We start from the raw sequence: 21,558 nt of genomic DNA on the forward strand, positions 1-21,558 counted from the left end.
TAATCTTTATTTTCAAGCAAGTGGCTGCGTTATAGTATGAGTGTAATTCGTGGAGTTATGAGTTTAGAGTACAGTTGCCCTCACCCCTGTCCCTCTCCCAAAAGAGGGACAGGGGTGCTCTCAACTTGAGTTAAAGAATATCTCTTCTCTCTACCAGGGAGAGGGTGCCCGTAGGACGGATGAGTGAACTTATGCGGGTATGCTCTTTATAAGTACAGAGCCTGTAAATCATTGGTGTAACGTCTTCCTAAAGCAGTTACTTGCCAGTGGGTGTCTGTTAACGTGATGAGTTTCTTATTTGCCGCAATTTGGAGTTTAGGGAGCAGATGACTCAGTGGCAACCCCGTGGTTTGAGTAAAGAGTGCTAAAGGAATGGCTTGTTCCAAACGCGTTGTGTTGAGCATAAATTCAAAAAGAAGATCGGGAGTGTTCACTTCTTCTAGACTGGCTAAAAAGGGTTTTTCAGAGTCGAGATACTCTCTGGGTTGACGGTGCTTGCGCGTTCTTAGTACTCGCTCTTTCGTAGTGATTTTGCCGTGGGCTCCGGCACCTATGCCTAAGTAATCGCCAAATAACCAATAATTTAAATTATGCCGGGCTTGTCGATCTGGTTTAGCAAAGGCAGAAATTTCATAGCGTGAAAAACCAGATTCTTTAAGTAGAGCGAGTCCTTCTTCCTCGAGAAGCCACGCTTCATCTTCAGAAGGTAATGGAGGTTTTACTTTGTAAAATACCGTATTTGGTTCTATGGTTAATTGATACCAGGATAAATGTTCGGGTTGATGCGCGATTGCCGTACGTAAATCATCGATTCCTTGAGCTACACTTTGTTTGGGCAAACCGTGCATAATGTCTAAATTGATATTAGTAAACCCGGCATTACGGGCGGATTCAATGGCACGATGCGCTTGTTGGGCATCATGAATCCGGCCTAAGGCGTGTAGATGTTCTGGGTTGAAGCTTTGAATGCCCAGGGAAAGCCGATTAATACCAATTTGTCGGTATTCAGTAAAGCGTTGTTGCTCTACAGTACCTGGATTGGCTTCCATGGTGATTTCTATATCCTTGGCAAAGGACAAAAGGCGCCTCAATTCAGTAAATAAGGTGTCGTAGGCTTGAGCAGAAAAAAGGCTCGGGGTGCCACCGCCAAGGAAAATAGAGTAAATCTCACGTGCTTCAATGTGTTGCAAATCAGTTTTTAAGTCAGCAATAAGTGCTTGAATATAATTTTGCTCTGGCAACGTTTCCGGGCTTTTGTGGGAATTAAAATCACAATAAGGGCATTTGCGGATACACCATGGAATGTGAATGTACAACGATAAAGGGATCATTACTCTTTTATACTGGCTTGTTTGGGAATGCAATAGTATCATGTTGCGAGTTTTGTAACAAAAAATGTAATCATGCATTGAGCTTTCTTTCCCGCTTCGTAAGAAAGACTGTGCAGCGGTTACCTAAAAAATAAGAGGAAATCACATGGCAAATAAACGAGTTAGAGTTGCTATTACTGGGGCAGCTGGACAAATTGGTTATGCATTATTGTTTCGTATTGCTTCCGGACAAATGTTTGGTGCAAACACGGAAGTAGAATTAAATCTGCTTGAGCTTGAAGCAGCGCTTCCTTCTCTGGAAGGAGTTGCAATGGAGCTTGATGATTGTGCCTTTCCTTTATTGAAGCGTGTTGTGTGTACTGCAGATATGAATAAGGCAATGGACGGCGTGAACTGGGCATTACTGGTTGGTTCTGTGCCACGTAAACAAGGGATGGAACGCGCTGATTTATTGGAAATTAATGGCGGCATCTTCACCAAGCAAGGCCAGGCAATTAATGATCATGCAAGCGATGATGTGCGCGTTTTTGTAGTAGGTAATCCTTGCAATACAAACTGCTTGATTGCAATGCATCATGCCAAAGATGTACCTAATGATCGTTTTTATGCCATGACTACTTTAGATGAATTAAGATCACGTACTCAGTTGGCTAAAAAAGCAGGTGTTGATATCACTGCAGTCACTCAAATGACCATTTGGGGGAACCATTCTTCGACTCAATATCCTGATTTTTATAATGCGAAGATTAATGGCGTTTCTGCAGCTCAAGTGATTGATGAGTCTTGGTTGCAAGATACTTTTGTTTCTACGGTACAACAACGCGGTGCAGCAGTAATCAAAGCACGTGGTTCTTCATCTGCTGCTTCAGCAGCTAATGCCATAATCACCGGTGTGAATCATTTGGTTAATGATACTCCTGCAGGTGAATCATTCTCTATGTGTCGTAGTTCTCAAGGTGAATATGGTGTGGATGAAGGGTTAATCTTCTCATTCCCTTGCCGCCGCGAACACGGAGAGTTAAGTGTCGTTGAGGGATTACCTTTTAATGCGTACGGTCGTGAGATGTTTGACAAGACATTGCATGAGTTGAGACAAGAGCGTGATACCGTTAAGTCTTTAGGGTTGTTGGATTAAGGATAATTTCCTTTCTGTATGTTTGCCCTCACCCCTGCCCCTCTCCCGATAACGGGAGAGGGGATTTTAAAATGCTCCCTCTTTAGAAAAGGGATAGGTTTTTTTCTTTTTCAAAGGGGTAGATACTTTTGAATCCCTTCTCCCCTGGGGGAGAAGGTGCCTGTAGGGCGGATGAGGGTCACTTCGGTATATTTGTCATACTGATCGAATTAAAATCATTTTCTGCAAACGAAGAATGTTCTTGACGATTTTTATATTCTTCACTCTGATATATTCTAAAGAATTCTGAAAATTCTGATCGAGTCAAAATCTTTTCGGCTACCGAATTGCGTAAAAGTGCAGAAATAGAGCGTCCATTAGATAATATTCCATTGAGTTTATCCATGAGTTGCTCTACTTGGACTAGGGGATCTGGATGGTTTTGCAGCAAGTCAGGTAAGAACTTAACTATTGCTTTGGCGAGTTGTTCGTCGGTTAAGTAGAGAATTAAACGTGTGCCAGCAATCTGAATAAAATTTTCTTTAGATTCCATAATCAAACGTGATAAAAATTCCGGATCTTTTTTCAAATGAGAATTTAGTCTTTTGCTAAACCCAAGAAAATTCCTATGCGCAATTAACATTGCGGGTAATTCAGGCTCTTGTTGCGGGGAAGTTCTTTCAGATATTGTGTTTAGCCAGGGGATAAGCTCCACATCATGTTGAGGATTTTGCAAAGCATAAAAATGGAGTCTGGATGAAATTTTAGGACGGTGAAGGAGGTATTTATTCCAGTCAACAACGTCCTTATGTTGCTCAGCCAGCGAATCAACGGATTTTTTTATAGGCTCAAAATTAATTCCCCACTTTTCAAAATGGGGTAATGCTGATCCTAAAGCTTTTACCAATTTACGGAAGCTTGTTTTTTCATTAGCCTCATAGTTATCCATCGCGTCTTTGAGCTGTTGAATTTCATCATAGGTGTATTTTCCATTTCTCATGGGGATCAAATGAAAAACGGCTTCAATGGCTTCGTTTAAAGAAGCAAAAGGGTCATCCATAGATTCATCCTCAATAGGAGCAGGCCCTTCTTTAAAAGTAGTTTATAAAAAATGAAAATGCCAAGCTTTTTTACATATTGCACTTAATAAATTGTTATTTTGTAAAAAAAAGTCTTAAAATCAATGATTTTATGCTGCAATGCAGCATTTGTACGCTTTAAATTAATAGTGAAAATCAGCGGTTTGGGTGTGCTTGAATTATCCTAAAGCGACGTGATTGTATCGGATAATTCAGGTACAATAAGTCCATTATTTTTTCCCAAGGCAGGTGCGCAACATGCGGTCGTTCAAGGTAAGCTGTGTCATTATTATTGCCATTGTTTTTTGGGCTTCAGCATTCGTTGGAATACGTATTGGTTTAGCCGGCTACTCTCCAGGAGCGCTTGCTCTTTTACGATTTATTGTTGCATCACTGTGTATGTTGGTCATTTACTATAGTTTAGGAATTAAGAAACGAGTGGTATGGAAGGATCGTATTCAACTGCTGCTTGCGGGGATGGCAGGGATAGGTATTTATAATATTTGTTTGAATTATGGGGAGTTAAGCGTCTCTGCAGGCATAGCCAGTTTTGTTATTGGTTTAATGCCGGTGATGACCGTACTTTTATCACTGGTTTTTTTACGGGAAAAACTGACGCGCGGCGTTTGGTTCGGTATCTTCATCAGTATATTGGGTCTGGCTTTATTGGCGATTGGAGAGAGTTCGGAGCCTGGAATGCAACAGGGAATTCTGGCGATTTTGGTATCTGCATTAATGGGTGCGATCTTAACTATCATTCAAAAGCAATTTGTGAGTGTCTATCATCCTGTGGCAATCATTGCTTGGGTTATGTGGGGTGGCACTTTATTGTTAGCCCTATTTTTGCCTGACATGCTCCAGCAAATTCAAAGTGCTGATTTTCAAACTACCGCCGCCGTTATTTATATGGGTATATTCCCAGCAGCTCTAGCGTATTTGGCATGGGGGTACGTGTTGAAATATTTATCTGCTTCCAATGCATCCATAACACTTTATGCGCTGCCTATCGTATCCACCTTAATGGGTGTTTTTTTCTTAGATGAACACATCTCACTACGCTCCCTTGCTGGATGCACTATTACTCTGCTAGGAGCTTTTGTTGCCAATCACTTCCAGGGGCGTCGAAAAGCCAACTTGGGCACACAAAGCTGAATTTTCCTCTAGATTTTCTGCATCGATGATGCCATAAGTTTCTTACTTATTCACTGTGAAAAGATGCCAACAGGGTTTATACTTTTATTTTTCGTTTTGATGTCTTTTTGTGAGAGCACTCATGGAATTGAGAATTGATAATACCCCGTTTAAGGCCTTATTTCAGCCTTTAGATTTAGGTTTTACCCAATTAAAAAATCGTTTGTTGATGGGCTCTATGCATACTGGCCTTGAAGAAGATAAGGAAAGTTTAAATCGTTTGGCACAGTTTTATCGAGAAAGGGCACTTGGCGGGGTAGGATTAATTACCACAGGTGGCTTTGCACCCGATCGCGCAGGACGTTTAGCACCATTTGCGGCTAAATTGACGAACAGTAAAGAACAACATCGACATGAATTAATTACCCACACAGTCCATGAAGCCGGAGGCAAAATTATTCTGCAAGCCTTGCATGCAGGTCGTTATGGCTATCATCCATTTATTGTGGCACCCAGCGGTATCAAATCGCCCATAAGCCCTTTTAAGCCTTGGGTAATGAGCCAGTATCGTATTAAAAAAACCATTAAACACTTTGCGCGTTGCGCTCGTCTCGCTCAATTGGCTGGTTATGATGGTATTGAAATCATGGGCAGCGAAGGATATCTGCTGAATCAATTTATCGTCACCCATACCAACCAACGTCAGGATGAATGGGGTGGCAGTTATGAAAATCGTATCCGCTTTCCCATTGAAGTGGTTCGCAGCGTGCGCGAAGCCGTAGGTGAGAAGTTTATTATTATTTTTCGTTTGTCGTTGCTTGATTTGATTGCGGATGGCAGCAGTTGGGAGGAAGTAGTGATTCTCGCTAAAGCGATTGAAGCAGCGGGAGCGACGCTCATTAATACGGGGATTGGTTGGCATGAGGCGCGAATTCCAACAATAGCAACCATGGTTCCTGCTGCAGCGTTTACTCATCTCACCCAACATTTAAAGCCGGAAGTTAAAATTCCAGTCATCACCTCCAACCGGATCAATACCCCTGAATTAGCGAATGAATTAATTGAGTCTGGAGTTGCGGATATGGTTTCCATGGCTAGACCCTTTTTAGCCGATCCATTATTTGCTGAGAAGGCTAAAAGAGGAGAAAGTGAAGCGATTAATGTGTGTATTGCGTGCAATCAGGCATGTCTTGATCGCGTTTTTGTCAACAAAACCGCTTCTTGCTTAGTGAATCCTCGTGCTTGCAATGAAACAGAATTGATTTATGAGGTCACTGCACAACCAAAATCCATTGCAGTTGTGGGCTCGGGCCCAGCGGGGCTAGCATTTGCAACAGTTGCTGCAGAGCGAGGCCATCAGGTGACCTTATTTGAAAAAAACGATCAAATCGGCGGTCAATTTAATTTGGCAAAACGAATTCCAGGAAAGGAAATTTTTCAACATACATTGGATTATTTTAATTATCAGCTGCAGAAATTTAAGGTTACTATTCGTCTAAATACCGAAGCAACATTAGAACAATTGCAGGATTTTGATGAGATTGTTATAGCCAGTGGGATTAAACCACGTATGCCCATGATTCCTGGTATTGATCATCCCAAAGTGGCGAGTTATATCGATGTGATTACGGGAAAAAAAGAGGTAGGCCAACGTGTAGCGATTATTGGTGCAGGCGGAATTGGTTTCGATGTGGCTGAATTTTTAACGCACCAAAACCCAGTTCCCAGGGAGCAGTTTTACAATGAATGGGGAATTGATATTTATGGAACATTTCGAGGTGGTCTTAAACCTGCTGAAATTACTCCGAGTCCTCGCGAAGTTTATTTGTTACAACGTAAAAAGGAAAAAATGGGCAAACGCTTGGGTAAAACCACGGGATGGATTCATCGTGCCAGCTTAAAGCATAAACAAGTCAAAATGATTTCTGGGGTACAGTATGATGCCATTGATGATGAAGGCCTACATGTATGCATTAATGAGCAATCTCAGATTTTACCTGTAGATACAGTAGTGATTTGTGCTGGACAAGTCGAATTGGCTGAATTGTTCGCCCCCTTAAAAGAGGCAGGAAAAGTCGTACATTTGGTCGGTGGCGCTTATAAAGCCTTAGAGTTGGATGCGCGTCATGCAATTGATCAGGCATGCCGTTTGGCAGCTTTGATTTGAGGAACCTTTCATCTGATTAATTTTAGAATCTCCTCTCCCACTGGTGAGAGAGGGGAGGAGGGAAAGTCTTTCACTTTAATGGCAGTTACCCTAACGGGATTATGATTTCTCAGCTGGTTTTTTTGAGAAGCAAAATATTGCGTCGTTGCATTAATATTCGAAATAAATAGTTAGGTGATGCAAGCGCTAATCCAGGCTATCACTCTTTAAAATTAAGGTTGAGTTTCTTTGATAATTTTATAAATATAGTGCATTATTTTGTTTATTTTGTTATTATACTGTTCAATTTTTATATCACTTAGCCTTTTGTAGGTTATGTTTTAATCGATCAGGATTTTTATGTCTCAAGAAATAACAAGCTTCGCGTCCTTTAATTTTTCAGATGCTTTAAATAAAGCACTAGAGGATATGAAGTTTACTACTCCTTCTCCAATTCAAGTACAAACGATACCTTTACTGATGGAAGGTCGAGATGCGATTGCTTTGGCGCAAACAGGAACAGGAAAAACGGCTGCTTTTGCTTTGCCTATATTGCAAAATTTATCTCCTAATGTGCAAGGTACTCAAGCTTTAATTTTGGCTCCAACTCGCGAATTAGCGATTCAAGTTGCCGAGCAGTTTGAATTATTGAGTGCTAAACAACGGGGTGTTACTGTTGCTGTTTTATGTGGTGGGCAAGATTATGGCCGTCAATTAAAACAATTAAAAGCAGGTGCTCATGTTGTGGTAGGAACTCCTGGTCGTATTTTAGATCATATCGACAGACGTACTTTGAATCTCGATAATTTGCGTACATTCATTCTTGATGAAGCGGATGAAATGTTGCGTATGGGCTTTATTGAAGATATTGAAACCATCATGGCAAAACTGCCTGAAAAGAAACAAATAGGTCTGTTTTCAGCAACTATGCCTTATCGTATTCGACAAATTGCCAACACTTATTTGCATGATCCTGTGTCCATCGAAATACGAGCAGAAACCGCTACTGTGAAAAGTATCGAACAACGATTTTTATTTGCTTCTGGACACCAAAAACCTGATGCCCTATTACGTGTATTGGCTGTAGAAGAATATCAAGGAGTGATTGTATTCGTACGCACTAAAAGCAGTACTGAAGAAGTTGCCGAACTCTTGCAACAACAAGGCCTGCGGGCTATGGCCATACATGGTGATATTACTCAAGCATTACGTGAGCGTATTATTGCGCAATTCAGACAAGGAGCTATTGATATCCTGGTCGCTACGGATGTGGCTGCTCGCGGTCTGGATGTGGAGCGAGTAACCCATGTAATAAACTATGATTTACCCCATGATAATGAAACCTATGTTCATCGCATTGGAAGAACAGGTAGAGCAGGGCGTTCTGGGGTAGCTGTTTTATTTGTAACCCCTAAAGAATCCCGTTTAATTAGCAGTATTGAGCGTCATACGCGTCAACGTATTACCAAAGTGGCAGTGCCCAATGACCATATGATTCAAACTGCACGTCAACAACGTTTCATGGCAAATATCACAGAACGTTTAGAACATGCAAACTTGCCTTCATACAAACGAATTATTGAAGAATACATTAAAGAAAATGATGTTTCTGCAGTAGATGTTGCGGCAACACTTGCTTTGTTGTTAAACAAGGATTTGCCTTGGCAAAAAGAGCAAGTATTACCTAAATCCCCCCGTCCGGCTAAAGAAGGTCGTGCTGAGCGTGGTGGCAAATTTGAACGTTCTCGAACAGAGGAGCGAAAAGGTTTTGCTGCGGACAAGAAAGGTTCACGTGATGGACGTAAAAAATTTAATGATGAAGTAGTAGGACAGGATTTATTCCGAATCGATATCGGTAAAATTCACGGTGTGAAACCAGGTAATATTGTAGGCGCCATTGCGAATGAGGCGGGTTTACAAAGTAAACAAATTACTGGTCTTAAAATTCATGACGATCATTCAACGGTGCGCCTGCCTAAAGGCATGCCTAAAGAGGTAATGAGTGATTTAACTAAAGCTTGGGTCTGTGGACGTCAGCTAAAAATTACTTTAATTGGCAGTGCATAATCTGTAACCTGGGTGCTTGAGCCCAGGCTCTCTATGCTTTGTAAGCGAATAAAGCTGCTGTTGTCGCTGCAGCAGCTAGAACGACCAAGCCTGCGGTGACCGGGGTAAAAAAAGCATGAGGATTTTCAGCGTGTTCTATTTCCTTTTTCAGATTAGTTTTCATACGTACAATCTTTTCTTTCACGGAATCAATTCGTTTGTCAGGGTCAGTATTTTCAGTCAGGGCCGGTAAAAAATGTTCTTGAAATGCTGTATTCGCTGAATTTATTTCATAGGCTCGTTCCTCGTTTGTTGCGTAAAAAGATAAAGAAGTACGGGTAATCGCTTCAAAAAGAGCAGCGCTTAAGCACAGCTTATCCTGTTCGTTCCATTGTGAGGAGTCAGTAATTTTAGAGTTTAATTGATAGCGCGAATTATCTGCTTTATTTTCGGTAAAATGACTAATCGCTTCTTTTAATTCTTTTTCATCAGAAAGAATTTGCTCCATATAATCAAGACATTTGAGGATAAAATTTTGTTCAAAAGCCATTGTACGCGCCTCCTTGGCAAAAAATATTAATATAAATATCTTTTGCTTAGGGTGCAATCGAAAGACCGTAAAGTCTCTTTTTTGTGCATGAAATAAGCATATTTGCATTATTGTATTGTTTCCAAGAAGCGTTATATTGCATTTAACTATTTGATAAATAATTAAAAAATACAAAAAATGCGTACACTTAAAAAAATTGCTTATAAAGGATCTTTCATACTATAATGCGGAAGGCTTTTGTTTTTAAAATAACCAGATAAACTCTTCAAAATTCAGTGCGGTAGTCCTCTTTAATCAAGATGACGCTGCTTTTTTTAGGATTAGAACTTAAGGGTATTCATGAAACTGTTAGCAACTATAGGGGCTTTTTTATTCTCTGGGATTGTATGGGCTACACCTCTTCATAATATAGTTGTATTTGGTGATAGTTTGTCTGATAACGGTAATTTATATAAGTTTATGAAATATCAATTACCTCCATCTCCTCCTTATTATGATGGTCGTTTTTCTAATGGACCCGTGTGGATCGAACATGTAATCGCTTCTTACTTTCCTAAAAATGCTAGCGCTCATTTATTAGATTATGCTTATGGAGGCGCGGGTGTATCTGAGGAAGAAGGGGCTGACGATGTTTTATTTACCCTAAGAAGAGAAGTGAACAATTATTTATCAGAACATCATGATAAAGCAAGTGAAAACAGTCTTTTTGTTATATGGATAGGTTCAAATAATTATCTTGCATTTCCTTCTGAGGTTGAGCAAACATTACACGATGTACATACAGGAATTATCCACAGCGTACAACGTTTAGTTGAAAAAGGTGCGAAACATATTTTAGTCGTTAATTTGCCTGATTTAGGAAGAACTCCTGCAGCAATTGAATTTGGTTCCGTGAATGAGATGACTTATTTTGCCAGAGAACATAATAACATGCTCAGTAAGTCGATTGATGAGCTAAAACAAGCACATCCTGATGTTCAGTGGTTGTATTATGATCTGCATCAAGCATTTGAAGAGTTGATGTCTCATCCACAAGATTATGGGTTTACCAATTTAACGGGTACTTGTGTTAATTCAGTAGTTGAAGACATCACCAAAACATCCATTTTGAAAATGGTCGCATCAGTCAAACCTAAGGCACCTCAGGATGCATGTACAGGTTATTTGTTTTTTGATTTAGTACATCCGACTGCATTAGCACATAAAATTCTTGGCGATAAAGCCAGAGAAATGTTGGATCAGGCGGGTATCGAGTTAGCGGACTAGATGCAGTACATCCAGCAATACAGTCTGGATTTGCTGAAGTGCCTATAATTTGCCGTTAGCGTGAGCCAAGTTATCCTGAGCATAGTGAGGGATGACGGCCCGCTTCGCTTAACGAAGCGAATTGATTTCATTTTTAATCGATCAGGATCAAATTTATCAGGATGATATGAAATATATTACAAGGATAGTTTTAATATTTTTCTGTTTATTTTCCATGGCTTTTGCTGACAAACTCCAAATTAAAGTTGATGGCAAAAACATTGATTTACCTTATTGGCCTGCAAAAAAGGATAAATATGGAGCCGTATTGCTCATTAATGGTGGTGAGCAGGCACAAGCCACCGCATTGCTCGATAATTTGGCCAATCAATTGGCGGAAAATGGATGGCAGGTTGTATTACTCAATAATGATACTAGTATTACTGTGCCTTGGATCAAACAATTCCCAGAAGTGATTACTGCTTTAAGAAAACAAAAGAACGTGCGTGTTGTACTTTTACATTATGGGGAGCAATTAAAACAAACATTTGATTTCTTAGGCAAATCTCCTGTACCCGAAATCGAAGGCTTGGTCCTGTTGTCTGCTTACGATGTCCCTCCTCCAAATAATACAGATAAAAAACCCGAATTAAAGATGCCTGTTTTTGATATTGTTGGGCAGTTTGATTATGATATGACCAAACAAGAAATGGCGGCCAGAAAAAAAGAATTTGGACCGAATAAAGATAATTATCTAGCTCTAGAGATACCTGGCGCTCACCATGATTATGAATATTCGCGGCAGCTACTTTTTTCCTTTATCCATGGTTGGATGGTAAAGCTTCCTGAGTTTCAACCTAAACCTCCTCCGGTTATGTACTCTTATTTGGCTCCAATTAAATTGTTTTTTAAGGAGCAAGTAGCAAAAAATCAGGAGTCTGATTGGAGCGGATATTTTGAGCATCCTCTTGAGATCGACTAAAATGGGTATTCAACTAAAAAAATAAGTTTTTTTTAGTTGGCTTTGCATTCTAACAACATGCAAGCTCTTATTTCGTGTATAAAGGACATTGATAAGTGGCAATACAACGATGAACTTCGCTCGAATTTTTTAAATTATATTTATCAGCATTATCTGCTGCAAGGCAATTTGAACAATATCGATGAGCAGTTCATCGAGAATATTCGATGCAGAATAAGAAAGACTGATACGCATTCACAGTTTATATCTTATTTTGAAAAAGAAGCGGAATTACCACCCTTTACTGGTGCAAATTAATTCATAAGCTTTCACAATCTTCTGGGTTTTTTCATTTGCCATTTTAATCATTTCCTGCGGTAAGCCTTGTGCAATTAATTTGTCGGGATGGTTGCGGCTTAATAAACGTCGATACGCTTTTTTCACTTCTTGCTTGCTGGCATCCGGTGACACTTCCAAAAGAGCATAAGCATAATCCATGTTGGTTTTAGTCGGTTGATAATTATATCGGCTGTAGGATGAATATGAATGGGATGAGGAATAGGATTGTTGCGATTGTTCTGATTGTTGCTTGCTGTTATATTGTGACTCGGATGAATAACTTGTGCCAAAATCTTCATAAAAGCGATATTGATTGTGAAGGGGGGCAAAGCCGAGCCTGGAAAAAATTTTATCCAGTACTTGGATTTTCCTGGCATCAAGCCCATCTGCTTGTGCTGCACGATATTGAATATCAATAAATAACCGTAATAAGTCACGGTTATCCTTACAGGTTTTTTTTAACTCTTCAAGCATTGCATCGAGATTGAACTTGGGTTGTTTGCCCTCATTAAATAAATGCTTTGCCCGGTTTTTTTGTTCGTTGTTCAAACGCATTTCGTCCATGAATAAACGCGCCATATCCAGTTCTTGTTGTGTAACGCGACCATCTGCTTTGGCTAAATGCCCCATAATCGAAAAGGTGGCGTCAAAAAAGATTTTTTGGATTACTTTGCGTTTTTCAGCGTAATACAGCCAATGAGGATTGGAAAAATAGTTGTATAAACCGCGATCAAAAAAGTTACCCACCAAGAGACCGAAAATTGCTCCTGTAGAACCGGCGATTAGATAGCCGAAAAATGCGCCAATGATCTTTCCCCACCAGGTTGAGATGATAAAGAAGTCCCGAAGAGACATTAAAATGATTCCTTAAGTTCGTTCATTAAACTGATTTTATCGCTTTATACCACATTTTAAGTATATACTGTCGCCTTTTGGGTTTGGTTTTATATGCGATTTTTTTACTCTTTTTTGATGTATTTGCTCACCCCTTTTATTCTAGTCCGTTTATGGTGGAAAGGAAGAAGCTTACCTGCCTATAGGGAACGTATATTAGAACGTTTTTTTCTTGCAAAACAGGAATATAAACCGGTTGACGTCTGGATTCACGCCGTCTCTTTGGGGGAGGTTATTGCTGCTATTCCATTGATTGATGCGATGTTGGAAAAAAATTGGTCTTTATTTGTTACCACGATGACGCCAACAGGTTCTGAGCGTGTACAGGCACGTTTTGGTAATAAGGTAACGCATCAATACCTCCCCTATGATCTTCCCGGCATACTGAAACGCTTCTTTAAACAAATTCAGCCTCGGGTTGGGGTGATTATGGAGACTGAGTTATGGCCGAATTTAATTTATCAAGCACGGGCAGCAAAAGTACCGTTACTGCTCGCTAATGCACGGATTTCAGATGATTCATTAAATGGCTATAAAAAGATCAAATTTCTAATTAAACCGATTTTGAATCAATTCTCTGCTATTTTGGCGCAAGGAGAAGAGGATGCACGACGTTATACCACCTTAGGAGCAAGAAATGAGATAGTGCATGTTTTAGGAAATATGAAATTTGACCTGCAAACTAATACAATCGACAGCAAACGTTTTAGTGATTTGAAAAGTCATTGGGGAGCTGAGCGGGTTGCGGTGATTGCAGCAAGTACTCATGACAATGAAGAGGCACAACTTTTAGCTCATCTAAAACGATTGCAACAAGCAATTCCTGGCTTGATTTTTTTAATAGCTCCACGTCATCCAGAACGTTTTCAAACCGTATATCAATTATGCCTTCAATCGGGATTTAAGACTGGGTTACGTTCTGATTTAAATACCTTAAGCCCGGAAAATGAAATTGTGGTCTTAGACAGCCTGGGTGAGCTTTTAGGCTTATATCAAATCAGTGATTACGCTTTTGTCGGTGGTAGCTTGGTTCCGGTTGGTGGGCATAATGTATTAGAACCCATCGCGATGAATGTCCCGGTGTTAAGTGGCAGCCAGGTTCATAATTTTAAAGCGATTTGCAATGATCTAAAGTCAGCCCAGGGTATTTTATTAGTACAACAAGCAAATGAAGTAATTGACGGAATCATTAAGTTGCATACGGATCCCACCTTTCGTCAGCAGATGATTAAAAATGCTAATGCGGTTTTTGAAAAAAATAAGGGATCGGTCATGCGGCATTTACAGCAAATTGAAGGGGTGATTTAGGGCAGATGTTCGTGCCCTATTCACCGAGCGGCTGCACTTGGCGCATCTTGCGCGCAAAAGATACTCCAAACACCTGACATACAAAATACTGTCGGTTTCCGGATAAGAAATTATGGTTCTATACCCCGGATTTCGCTTCGCTCCACATAGGGCTACATCAATTAAAAAATTGTCGGTTGGTGCTAAGCGTAGTGCAGCCCCAAAAATGGCTGCTTAGCGTTCACTCTGACTACCGTTTGATTTGAGAATGATTTAAATAAGAGGAGTAGAAGAGACCTCTTCCCGGCTTGCGGGAGAGGTACACATTATTAGGATCCTTGATTTTGTTTTTCTTTAATTTCAGACAAAGTTTTACAATCGATACATAAAGTCGCAGTGGGTCTTGCTTCCAAACGTTTAAGGCCGATTTCGATACCACATGCTTCGCAATAACCAAAATCTTCATTTCGCAAGCGCTCTAATGCATCTTCAATTTTCTTAATCAGTTTGCGTTCACGATCACGAGTACGCAATTCAATACTGAATTCTTCTTCTTGGCTCGCTCTGTCTGAAGGATCAGGGAAATTAGCCGCTTCATCTTTCATGTGCGTTACTGTACGGTCAACTTCTTCCATCAATGATTGACGCCAAGCGAGCAATATTTTTTCAATATGTGCTAACTGGTTTTCATTCATATATTCTTCACCTGGGGTTTCCTTGTAGGGGGTGATACCCATACTACCTATTGCGTCGTTTTTCACGTTGTGTCGTCTCTCATTGTTTTTATCAATTAATTGTTCGATCATTTTAGCCTCCGTACCCAACTCGTACAACCTGGGTTTACAGAAAGCGGTTAGGTATACCAAAAAACTATTCTATCATCAATAAAATTATCGCCAACCCCCACTTACTCTGTCATTGCCCTGAATGTCTTGCCAACAGGTTACGTTCTTATATTGTAATTCATTAAGTATAGCTTGTACTTTTAATTTTTGATCGTACCCATGTTCCAGCAAGATCAAGCCACCAGGTAAAAGGTACTCATGACCTTGTTTAATAATACATTGTAGATCACCTAAGCCTTCTTGACTACTCACCAAAGCATTTCGTGGTTCAAAACGTAGATCACCTTGTTGTAAGTGCGGATCATGTTCTGCAATGTAAGGAGGGTTAGCAACAAGGGCATGATAGGGTCTTTGTGGAATGTTATCAAACCAGTTCGATAAATGAAAACTGACATTCTGAATTTTATGATTTTGAGCATTTTCTTTAGCGATATTCAAGGCCTCTTGACTGATATCTCCAGCAACAATATTCCAATTGGGCCTTTCTTTAGCAAGTGCCAAAGCAATTGCTCCGCTTCCTGTACCCAATTCAAGCACATAGGTATTGGGTTGATTGGGAATGAGCTCTAAGGCTAATTCAACTAATCGCTCTGTTTCATGTCGCGGAATTAACGTGTGTGGGGTGACTTTTAAATTGAGCGACCAAAACTCACGCTCTCCTGTGAGATAGGCAATGGGGATCCCTTGGGCTCTTTGAGCCATTAAATTTTGAAAGGTCTCCCACTGTAACGAGGTTAATAATTGCTCAGGATGGGCATAGAGATAAGTTCTGGTTTTATTTAAAACGTGACAGAGTAAAATCTCTGTTTCCAGATCCGGAGTTTTTCCCAGAGCTGTGCGGATGTTAATCATTTCGTCCCAGCTCTGCGAGCAATTCGGCATGGTACTCACGTTTTAATGGATCGATGACCAAAGTTAAATTACCTTCCATTACGTCACCGAGTTGATAAATCGTCAAATTAATGCGGTGATCGGTCAATCGGCCTTGTGGGTAGTTATAAGTACGAATTCGTTCGGAACGATCACCAGTACCTACCAGCGATTTACGAGTTTGCGCCTGTTCTTTCTTCTGTTTGCTTTGTTCTGCATCCAGTAAGCGGGTTTTAAGTAATGACATCGCTTTAGCACGGTTTTTGTGCTGAGAACGCTCGTCTTGGCATTCCACTACGACACCCGTTGGGATATGGGTGATGCGTATGGCCGAATCGGTTTTATTGACATGCTGGCCTCCAGCGCCTGATGAGCGATACGTGTCAATACGTAAATCATCAGGATTAATTTGGATGTCATCAATTTCATCAACCTCGGGCATAATCGCAACCGTACATGCAGAGGTATGGACACGACCTTGAGATTCAGTCTCAGGAACGCGTTGAACTCGATGTGCACCGGATTCAAATTTGAGTTGTGAATAAACTGAATGACCACTAATTCGTGTGATAACTTCTTTATATCCGCCATGCTCACCATGATTGGCGCTGATTAACTCTTGTTGCCAACCTTGAGTCTCCGCATATCGACTGTACATCCGATAAAGATCGCCAGCAAAAATTGCGGCTTCATCGCCACCGGTTCCGGCCCTAATTTCGAGGTAAACATTCCGTTCATCATCTGGATCTTTGGGAATCAGATGCCATTGTAGCTGCTCGTCAAGTTCTTCCACTTGCTTTTGGGCGCTTTCCAATTCCTCTGCTGCCATTGACGCTAATTCTTTATCGTCACCTTCGAGCATTTCGCGCAGTGATGATAAATTATTTTGGGCTTCAATATAGGTTTCATAACAGGTCGCAACAGGCTCGAGTTGGGCGTATTCTTTTGAAAGCGTTTTAAATTGATTCTGATCCGCAATTATGGAAGCTTCCGATAGTAAACGACCCACTTCCTGATATCGCTCCAGCATTTGCTGTAGTTTGAGTTCAAGAGATTTCTTCATAGGATGTTTGATGTGTTGTTGTATTAAAAAGATATTGAGCTAAAGTAAATAAATCTTCTCGCCCATCTTTGGCTATTTGTCGTAAACCCGCAGTAGGGTTATGCGTCAGTTTATTGACCAGGCGTTCACTAAACTCATTTAAAACGACTTGCTGACATTGTCCTGCGGAAAGTTTTTTTAAAGCGCGTTGCAGTTCCTTTTGTGCCAAATCTTGCATTTGACTGCGGTAATCACAAATGACTTTTTTGGCTTTAAGCGAACGATGTTTGCGGATGTACTTATTCAATTCCTCATCGATTAATTGCTCTGCATGTAATGCAGCATGGCGTCTTTCTTCCATTCCCTTATCGATCATGGTTTGTAGATCGTCGATATTATAAAGATGAACGTGTTCTAATTCTTTAATGCTGTCTTCAACATCTCTAGGAACCGATAAATCCAAAAAGAACATGGGAGCATTATTTCTTTGATTTAGCGCCTGCTCAACCCAATTTTTATTAATAAAATGGATGGGACAATTTGTTGCCGACACAATAACGTCTGCCTGTGGTAGATATTCGGCAATGTGGGTGAGCGGTATGGTTTGTCCATTAAATGAGTTGGCAAGTTTCTCTGCATTTTCTAATGTTCTACTTGCGATCATAAAACGCTCAACGCCTTGTTGGCGTAAGTATTTAGCAACTAATGAGGCAGTTTCCCCTGAGCCAATTAAAAATACATTCAATGGCTTATAGTTTGTAAAAAGTTGACCTATTAATTGTGTTGCTGCATAGGCAACTGATACGGGGTTGGTGCCCACGCCACTTTGAGTGCGTACTCGTTTCGACGCACTAAATACATATTCAAAAATTGGTCTTAATTCGGTTTTTATGGCGCCAAGATTGCATGCCTGTTGGTATGCTTGTTTCATTTGCCCAAGGATTTGAGGTTCACCGATCATCATCGAATCCAAACCACTGGCAACGCGTAAAAGATGTTTGATTCCCTGATGCCCTTTATGCATATAGATAAATGGAGACAGTGATTCTGCGGGTAATTGATGTTCTTGGGTAAGCCAGTGAGTGATGATTTGTGGATCTTCAGTATCACAATAAATTTCTGTGCGATTACAAGTAGATAAAATAGCGGCTTCATTGACCTCAGGAAGACACAACAAACTATCGAGTACGGAATCCTGGGTAGCAGGAGATAATGCGACTTTTTCACGCACGTTTATTGGAGCAGTTTTATGATTTAGTCCGCAAGCAACAAACACCATAGAATATAAGTTATTAGAATATGAATTATTGAGTTAATCGTGGGATTGTAAACGATTAGCCACTAAATTTGTAGTATACGCTGCCTTATTTCTTTCTTCTGGCCCACGAAATGGGATTCTGCGATTGAGAAAAGTGCAGAGATCATCCCAAGTTCAGCGAAGAGTTGCTACTTCATATTCCGGGGAAGTAAAACCGGAGATCCTCGCTGCACCCAGATTGATGAAAAAAAACTTCTTGTAAAATTAAAGTACATCTTTATTCAGCCGCTAACAAGAGTAGAGGGTTTTATACAAAAATCCCAAAGTTATGGGGAGTCGATCATGGACATAATCCTACAAGGTGCTCACAGTGGCGAAGAGGCAGCAGAAAGTTTGGCGCGTGTATTAGAATTATTTAAAGAACGATATCATATCGCTGGATTTCGTGAAATTCATTTAACGGTTACGTTAGTTGATGAACAAGGCGATGATGTTGAATTAGTTGATAGTGAGTCGAATCAAGCGTATCGGATTTTTGAAGTATATCGTAAAGGTTATGAATTAGGTGGTAGAAAAGGAACACCAGTACTAGAATTGATCGTAGATAACACTCGCCCTCGGTGAAGGAGTAACTTATGTTTTTGGCAATTATCGCCATCATACTGACATTAATTTTGGTAGTAGGCATTCATGAAGGGGGGCATGCATTAGTAGCACGCATTTTTTCAGTAAAAATTAAAAAAATTTCTATAGGTTTTGGTAAACCCTTATTGCGCTGGCAAAGCCGAAGCGGTTGTGAATGGGTATGGGCATTTTTTCCTTTGGGAGGGTATGTCCAATTGGAAAATACACGCATTAGTCCCGTGGAGCCTGCACAATATTCCGAATGTTTTGATAAAAAACCTGTTTGGCAGCGTATCCTCATTTTATTAGCTGGTGCTGCCGCAAATTTGATTATTGCTTGGTTTGCTTTTGTTTTAGTGTACAGCATTGGTTTGACGTACACTTTGCCTGAAATTAAAGAAGTACTCCCTAAAAGTACCGCAGCCCAGGCAGGAATGCTCCCAGGAGATCAATTCATCGCTATTGATGGCAGGGCTACTCCAACATGGAGTGATGTGGGTATGCGCTTAGTGATTCTATGGGGGAAAAAAAATATTCCAGTAACGCTAAGTCGCGCGGATGGGAAAGAATCCATCGTTGTGCTTGATTTAAGTCAAGAACACTTTCGTGGGGTAAAATTATCTTTATTGACTCAGCTAGGGATTCAACCCAATCTGGGTGCGGCCAAAAGTACACTACAGGCTCCATCCCTCTTAGATGCAATCCATCAAGTCAATGAGTTTATGGGGAATATGGTTTATTTTTTTATAATGACCTTAAAGCAATTATTCACTGGGGTAATCCCTTTTTCTGTGTTGTTAGGACCAATAGGCATCTTTGCCGCTTCGGTGTCATCCCTGATGCAAGGAACCATTGTATTCCTGTTTTTCATCGCTAGCTTAAGTCTTGCCGTTGCGGTGATTAACCTCTTTCCTATCCCTGGCTTGGATGGAGGTTCAATTGTTTATGCACTTATTGAAAAAGTTCGTGGTAAAGCGGTCTCTGTGCCCATGGAGCTCTTATTGCATCGACTGGTTATTATTGTATTCTGTGTACTCTTGGTGCACTTATTGATGAATGATCTGCAACGACTGTGATCTTCAACGTGCGGCATTTGTTGTTGCACTCATAATGATTGCATAATGCGAAATTTTGAGTTATTATTGCACAGTTTAGTCAATAAAAAGGACCTCCTATGATAAATCAAATGCCTATCCATACACCAAAATTTTTTAATTTTAAAATTAATGATGATCATAAAAATAAGGAAAAAAATCAGCCTTCACAAAATGATATGATTCGAATTGTATTTTTTGGTAGAAACTGTGATATTAAGAAAGGTGCATTTGAAGGCAGTTTAGATCTCGCTCAAAAAGCAATTCAAGCTTTTGTAGATGATAAGCTACTACCTTTTCTGCAAGGAAAGAACTTGCAAACGTTGATTAACGAGCACCCCCTTCGGGACATTATTTCTTCCGTCGATGAAGTTGATATTCCTAAGGTGTTGGAGTTTTGTGGGATTGATGAGTCTACACTAACGCATCAGCTAAGTATGAAGTAGTATAGGGCCATGCCATTAAAAAAGAGAAAAGGAAAACCAAACCTGGAATCAAAACCATAGGGCGTGTTGACAATTCATCTCCACCGCCTACGTGCCGCGACGTGTTCGCGGCAACCAGCCGATCTTAATCAGTGGCAAATTTCTTCATAAAGATCATGCCATTCTGTATTTAGGTTCTCAATCAAATTTAACTTCCACTGCCTGGGCCAATTTTTGAATCGCTTTTCACGTCGAGCAGCTTCTATATAGGTTTCATGAACCTCGTAATAAACCAATATATGTACATTGTACTTAGCTGTAAATCCCGGAATCAGGTTGTTTTTATGTTCCCAGACTCGTTTAATTAAATCTGATGTTGAACCAGCGTATAGTGTACCATTTCGCTTGCTTGCCATAATATAGACATAAATGACTTCATTTTGCTTCCTTGTTTTGATCAGAGTGTTGGACTCAATGCGATGATATCACCTAAATTTCACTGATTACATTGGTAGCCAAATATAGGAACAAGCCATTGCGAGCATTGACGCATCATTTCTCTTCAATTTATCATATCTTGTGGCAACAGCTCGAAAATGTTTAAGTCGCGCATCCATTTCCTGTATGCCGCGAACAAGTCGCGGCACGTAGCCGGTGGGGATAAATTGTCAACACGCCCTAGTTTCCATTTTTAGGCCTAAGAGATAAACTCATCTCCGTTGAGAGCAAAATTTAGTTAAAAAAGGATGTTCCATGAAATTGCAACTATATAAAACCACACCAAAAATAGAAAAATTATTTTCTAAAGAAAACTCGCTAGAAGAAAATTCAATACAAGATGATACGATTCGTATCGCGTTAAAAAATTCATATTTAAATGTTGAGAAAGGTGAATTTGAAGGGAGCTTAGAGCTCGCTCAAGAAGCAATTCAGGCTTTTTTGGATAAGAATGTGGCAACTTATACCGCATATGGACAAGGTTTTGGTCTTCTACAAATTAACGACGCGACACGCGAGATTACTCCTTATGGAATTGATATTCCGATGATGTTGGAGTTTTGTGGGATTGACCAGTCAACACTGAGTACGCAAATGGGTATGAAATAAGCTCCTGTTCTTTGGCTGCATGAAGACAGACGGCAAAGTTGCAAAAGTATAATTTCCCTCCGTTATTCCGGATGACATGAGGAATCTCCCAGTGTGCACACTATTCTACAACGAGGAGATTCCTCGCTATCTCGAAATGACGAGGTCAAACGACCCTGTCGCTCTGCCTC

The 21,558-nt window shown here is 40.3% G+C and carries 20 protein-coding genes and 1 pseudogene; 11 read left to right on the plus strand and 10 right to left on the minus strand.

From position 1 onward, the window contains the following. Positions 1-206 precede the first annotated feature (206 nt). The gene (gene hemW, locus OQJ26_RS13040) at positions 207-1,331 is read right to left on the minus strand and encodes a radical SAM family heme chaperone HemW (protein ID WP_265704201.1); all 1,125 of its coding nucleotides are present in this window, start codon (positions 1,329-1,331) and stop codon (positions 207-209) included. Positions 1,332-1,476: 145 nt separating this feature from the next. Between hemW and OQJ26_RS13045 the strand changes: the two genes are divergently transcribed. Next, positions 1,477-2,466, plus strand: coding sequence for a malate dehydrogenase (locus OQJ26_RS13045; protein WP_265704202.1), 990 nt, complete (start codon positions 1,477-1,479; stop codon positions 2,464-2,466). 178 nt (positions 2,467-2,644) lie between these two features. Here the strand turns inward: OQJ26_RS13045 and OQJ26_RS13050 are convergent, their stop codons facing one another. Next, positions 2,645-3,505 carry a hypothetical protein gene (locus OQJ26_RS13050; RefSeq protein ID WP_265704203.1) on the minus strand — a complete coding sequence of 287 codons (861 nt, stop codon included), beginning with the start codon at positions 3,503-3,505 and terminating at the stop codon, positions 2,645-2,647. A 277-nt stretch (positions 3,506-3,782) separates the two neighbouring features. Between OQJ26_RS13050 and OQJ26_RS13055 the strand changes: the two genes are divergently transcribed. The 3 genes from OQJ26_RS13055 to OQJ26_RS13065 all read left to right on the plus strand — a co-directional run bounded on the left by OQJ26_RS13055 (position 3,783) and on the right by OQJ26_RS13065 (position 8,868). Next, complete coding sequence (locus tag OQJ26_RS13055; RefSeq protein WP_265704204.1) at positions 3,783-4,676, plus strand: DMT family transporter; 894 nt, start codon at positions 3,783-3,785, stop codon at positions 4,674-4,676. A gap of 121 nt (positions 4,677-4,797) precedes the next feature. Next, positions 4,798-6,822: an NADPH-dependent 2,4-dienoyl-CoA reductase gene (locus tag OQJ26_RS13060; protein ID WP_265704205.1), complete on the plus strand. Its 2,025-nt coding sequence runs from the start codon at positions 4,798-4,800 to the stop codon at positions 6,820-6,822. Positions 6,823-7,161: 339 nt separating this feature from the next. Continuing rightward, entirely contained in the window at positions 7,162-8,868 is a 1,707-nt protein-coding gene (locus OQJ26_RS13065) for a DEAD/DEAH box helicase (RefSeq protein WP_265704206.1), read from the plus strand. A gap of 31 nt (positions 8,869-8,899) precedes the next feature. Here the strand turns inward: OQJ26_RS13065 and OQJ26_RS13070 are convergent, their stop codons facing one another. Beyond that, a complete protein-coding gene (locus tag OQJ26_RS13070) occupies positions 8,900-9,397 on the minus strand; it encodes a hypothetical protein (RefSeq protein WP_265704207.1) in 498 nt (165 codons plus the stop codon). 339 nt (positions 9,398-9,736) lie between these two features. On the opposite strand from OQJ26_RS13070, the gene plaA reads away from it, so the two are divergent. Further along, positions 9,737-10,663, plus strand: coding sequence for a GDSL family lysophospholipase PlaA (plaA, locus tag OQJ26_RS13075; protein WP_265704208.1), 927 nt, complete (start codon positions 9,737-9,739; stop codon positions 10,661-10,663). Between the two features lie 166 nt (positions 10,664-10,829). Beyond that, complete coding sequence (locus tag OQJ26_RS13080) at positions 10,830-11,624, plus strand: alpha/beta fold hydrolase (RefSeq protein ID WP_265704209.1); 795 nt, start codon at positions 10,830-10,832, stop codon at positions 11,622-11,624. A gap of 270 nt (positions 11,625-11,894) precedes the next feature. Here OQJ26_RS13080 and djlA read toward each other — a convergent pair whose 3' ends face one another. Beyond that, the gene (gene djlA, locus OQJ26_RS13085) at positions 11,895-12,797 is read right to left on the minus strand and encodes a co-chaperone DjlA (protein ID WP_265704210.1); all 903 of its coding nucleotides are present in this window, start codon (positions 12,795-12,797) and stop codon (positions 11,895-11,897) included. 93 nt (positions 12,798-12,890) lie between these two features. Here djlA and waaA point away from each other — a divergent pair, with 93 nt between their 5' ends. Beyond that, the gene (gene waaA / locus OQJ26_RS13090) at positions 12,891-14,144 is read left to right on the plus strand and encodes a lipid IV(A) 3-deoxy-D-manno-octulosonic acid transferase (protein WP_265704211.1); all 1,254 of its coding nucleotides are present in this window, start codon (positions 12,891-12,893) and stop codon (positions 14,142-14,144) included. A gap of 308 nt (positions 14,145-14,452) precedes the next feature. Here the strand turns inward: waaA and dksA are convergent, their stop codons facing one another. The 4 genes from dksA to hemA all read right to left on the minus strand — a co-directional run bounded on the left by dksA (position 14,453) and on the right by hemA (position 18,159). Further along, a complete protein-coding gene (dksA, locus tag OQJ26_RS13095; protein ID WP_265704212.1) occupies positions 14,453-14,929 on the minus strand; it encodes an RNA polymerase-binding protein DksA in 477 nt (158 codons plus the stop codon). 84 nt (positions 14,930-15,013) lie between these two features. Beyond that, entirely contained in the window at positions 15,014-15,820 is an 807-nt protein-coding gene (prmC, locus tag OQJ26_RS13100) for a peptide chain release factor N(5)-glutamine methyltransferase (RefSeq protein WP_265704345.1), read from the minus strand. After that, on the minus strand, positions 15,813-16,901 hold the full coding sequence (gene prfA / locus OQJ26_RS13105; protein WP_265704213.1) for a peptide chain release factor 1: 1,089 nt from the start codon (positions 16,899-16,901) through the stop codon (positions 15,813-15,815). Before prfA ends, prmC begins: the two co-directional genes overlap by 8 nt. Further along, the gene (gene hemA, locus OQJ26_RS13110; RefSeq protein WP_265704214.1) at positions 16,885-18,159 is read right to left on the minus strand and encodes a glutamyl-tRNA reductase; all 1,275 of its coding nucleotides are present in this window, start codon (positions 18,157-18,159) and stop codon (positions 16,885-16,887) included. Before hemA ends, prfA begins: the two co-directional genes overlap by 17 nt. A 321-nt stretch (positions 18,160-18,480) precedes the next feature. Here hemA and OQJ26_RS13115 point away from each other — a divergent pair, with 321 nt between their 5' ends. From OQJ26_RS13115 to OQJ26_RS13125, 3 genes are all read left to right on the plus strand, one after another. Further along, complete coding sequence (locus OQJ26_RS13115) at positions 18,481-18,762, plus strand: hypothetical protein (RefSeq protein WP_265704215.1); 282 nt, start codon at positions 18,481-18,483, stop codon at positions 18,760-18,762. 11 nt (positions 18,763-18,773) lie between these two features. Then, positions 18,774-19,838, plus strand: a complete 1,065-nt coding sequence (locus OQJ26_RS13120; RefSeq protein WP_265704216.1) for a M50 family metallopeptidase — start codon at positions 18,774-18,776, stop codon at positions 19,836-19,838. Between the two features lie 98 nt (positions 19,839-19,936). Continuing rightward, complete coding sequence (locus tag OQJ26_RS13125; RefSeq protein WP_265704217.1) at positions 19,937-20,302, plus strand: hypothetical protein; 366 nt, start codon at positions 19,937-19,939, stop codon at positions 20,300-20,302. A gap of 128 nt (positions 20,303-20,430) precedes the next feature. Here the strand turns inward: OQJ26_RS13125 and OQJ26_RS13130 are convergent, their stop codons facing one another. Continuing rightward, complete coding sequence (locus OQJ26_RS13130; protein WP_265704218.1) at positions 20,431-20,697, minus strand: GIY-YIG nuclease family protein; 267 nt, start codon at positions 20,695-20,697, stop codon at positions 20,431-20,433. 87 nt (positions 20,698-20,784) lie between these two features. Next, a pseudogene (locus tag OQJ26_RS13135) lies at positions 20,785-20,895 on the minus strand (IS5/IS1182 family transposase); the annotation flags it as partial. 139 nt (positions 20,896-21,034) lie between these two features. On the opposite strand from OQJ26_RS13135, the gene OQJ26_RS13140 reads away from it, so the two are divergent. Then, complete coding sequence (locus OQJ26_RS13140) at positions 21,035-21,388, plus strand: hypothetical protein (protein ID WP_265704219.1); 354 nt, start codon at positions 21,035-21,037, stop codon at positions 21,386-21,388. Positions 21,389-21,558: the final 170 nt, after the last annotated feature.

Origin of the sequence: Legionella sheltonii (assembly GCF_026191355.1) — a bacterium.
Taxonomy (GTDB): Bacteria; Pseudomonadota; Gammaproteobacteria; order Legionellales; family Legionellaceae; genus Legionella; species Legionella sheltonii.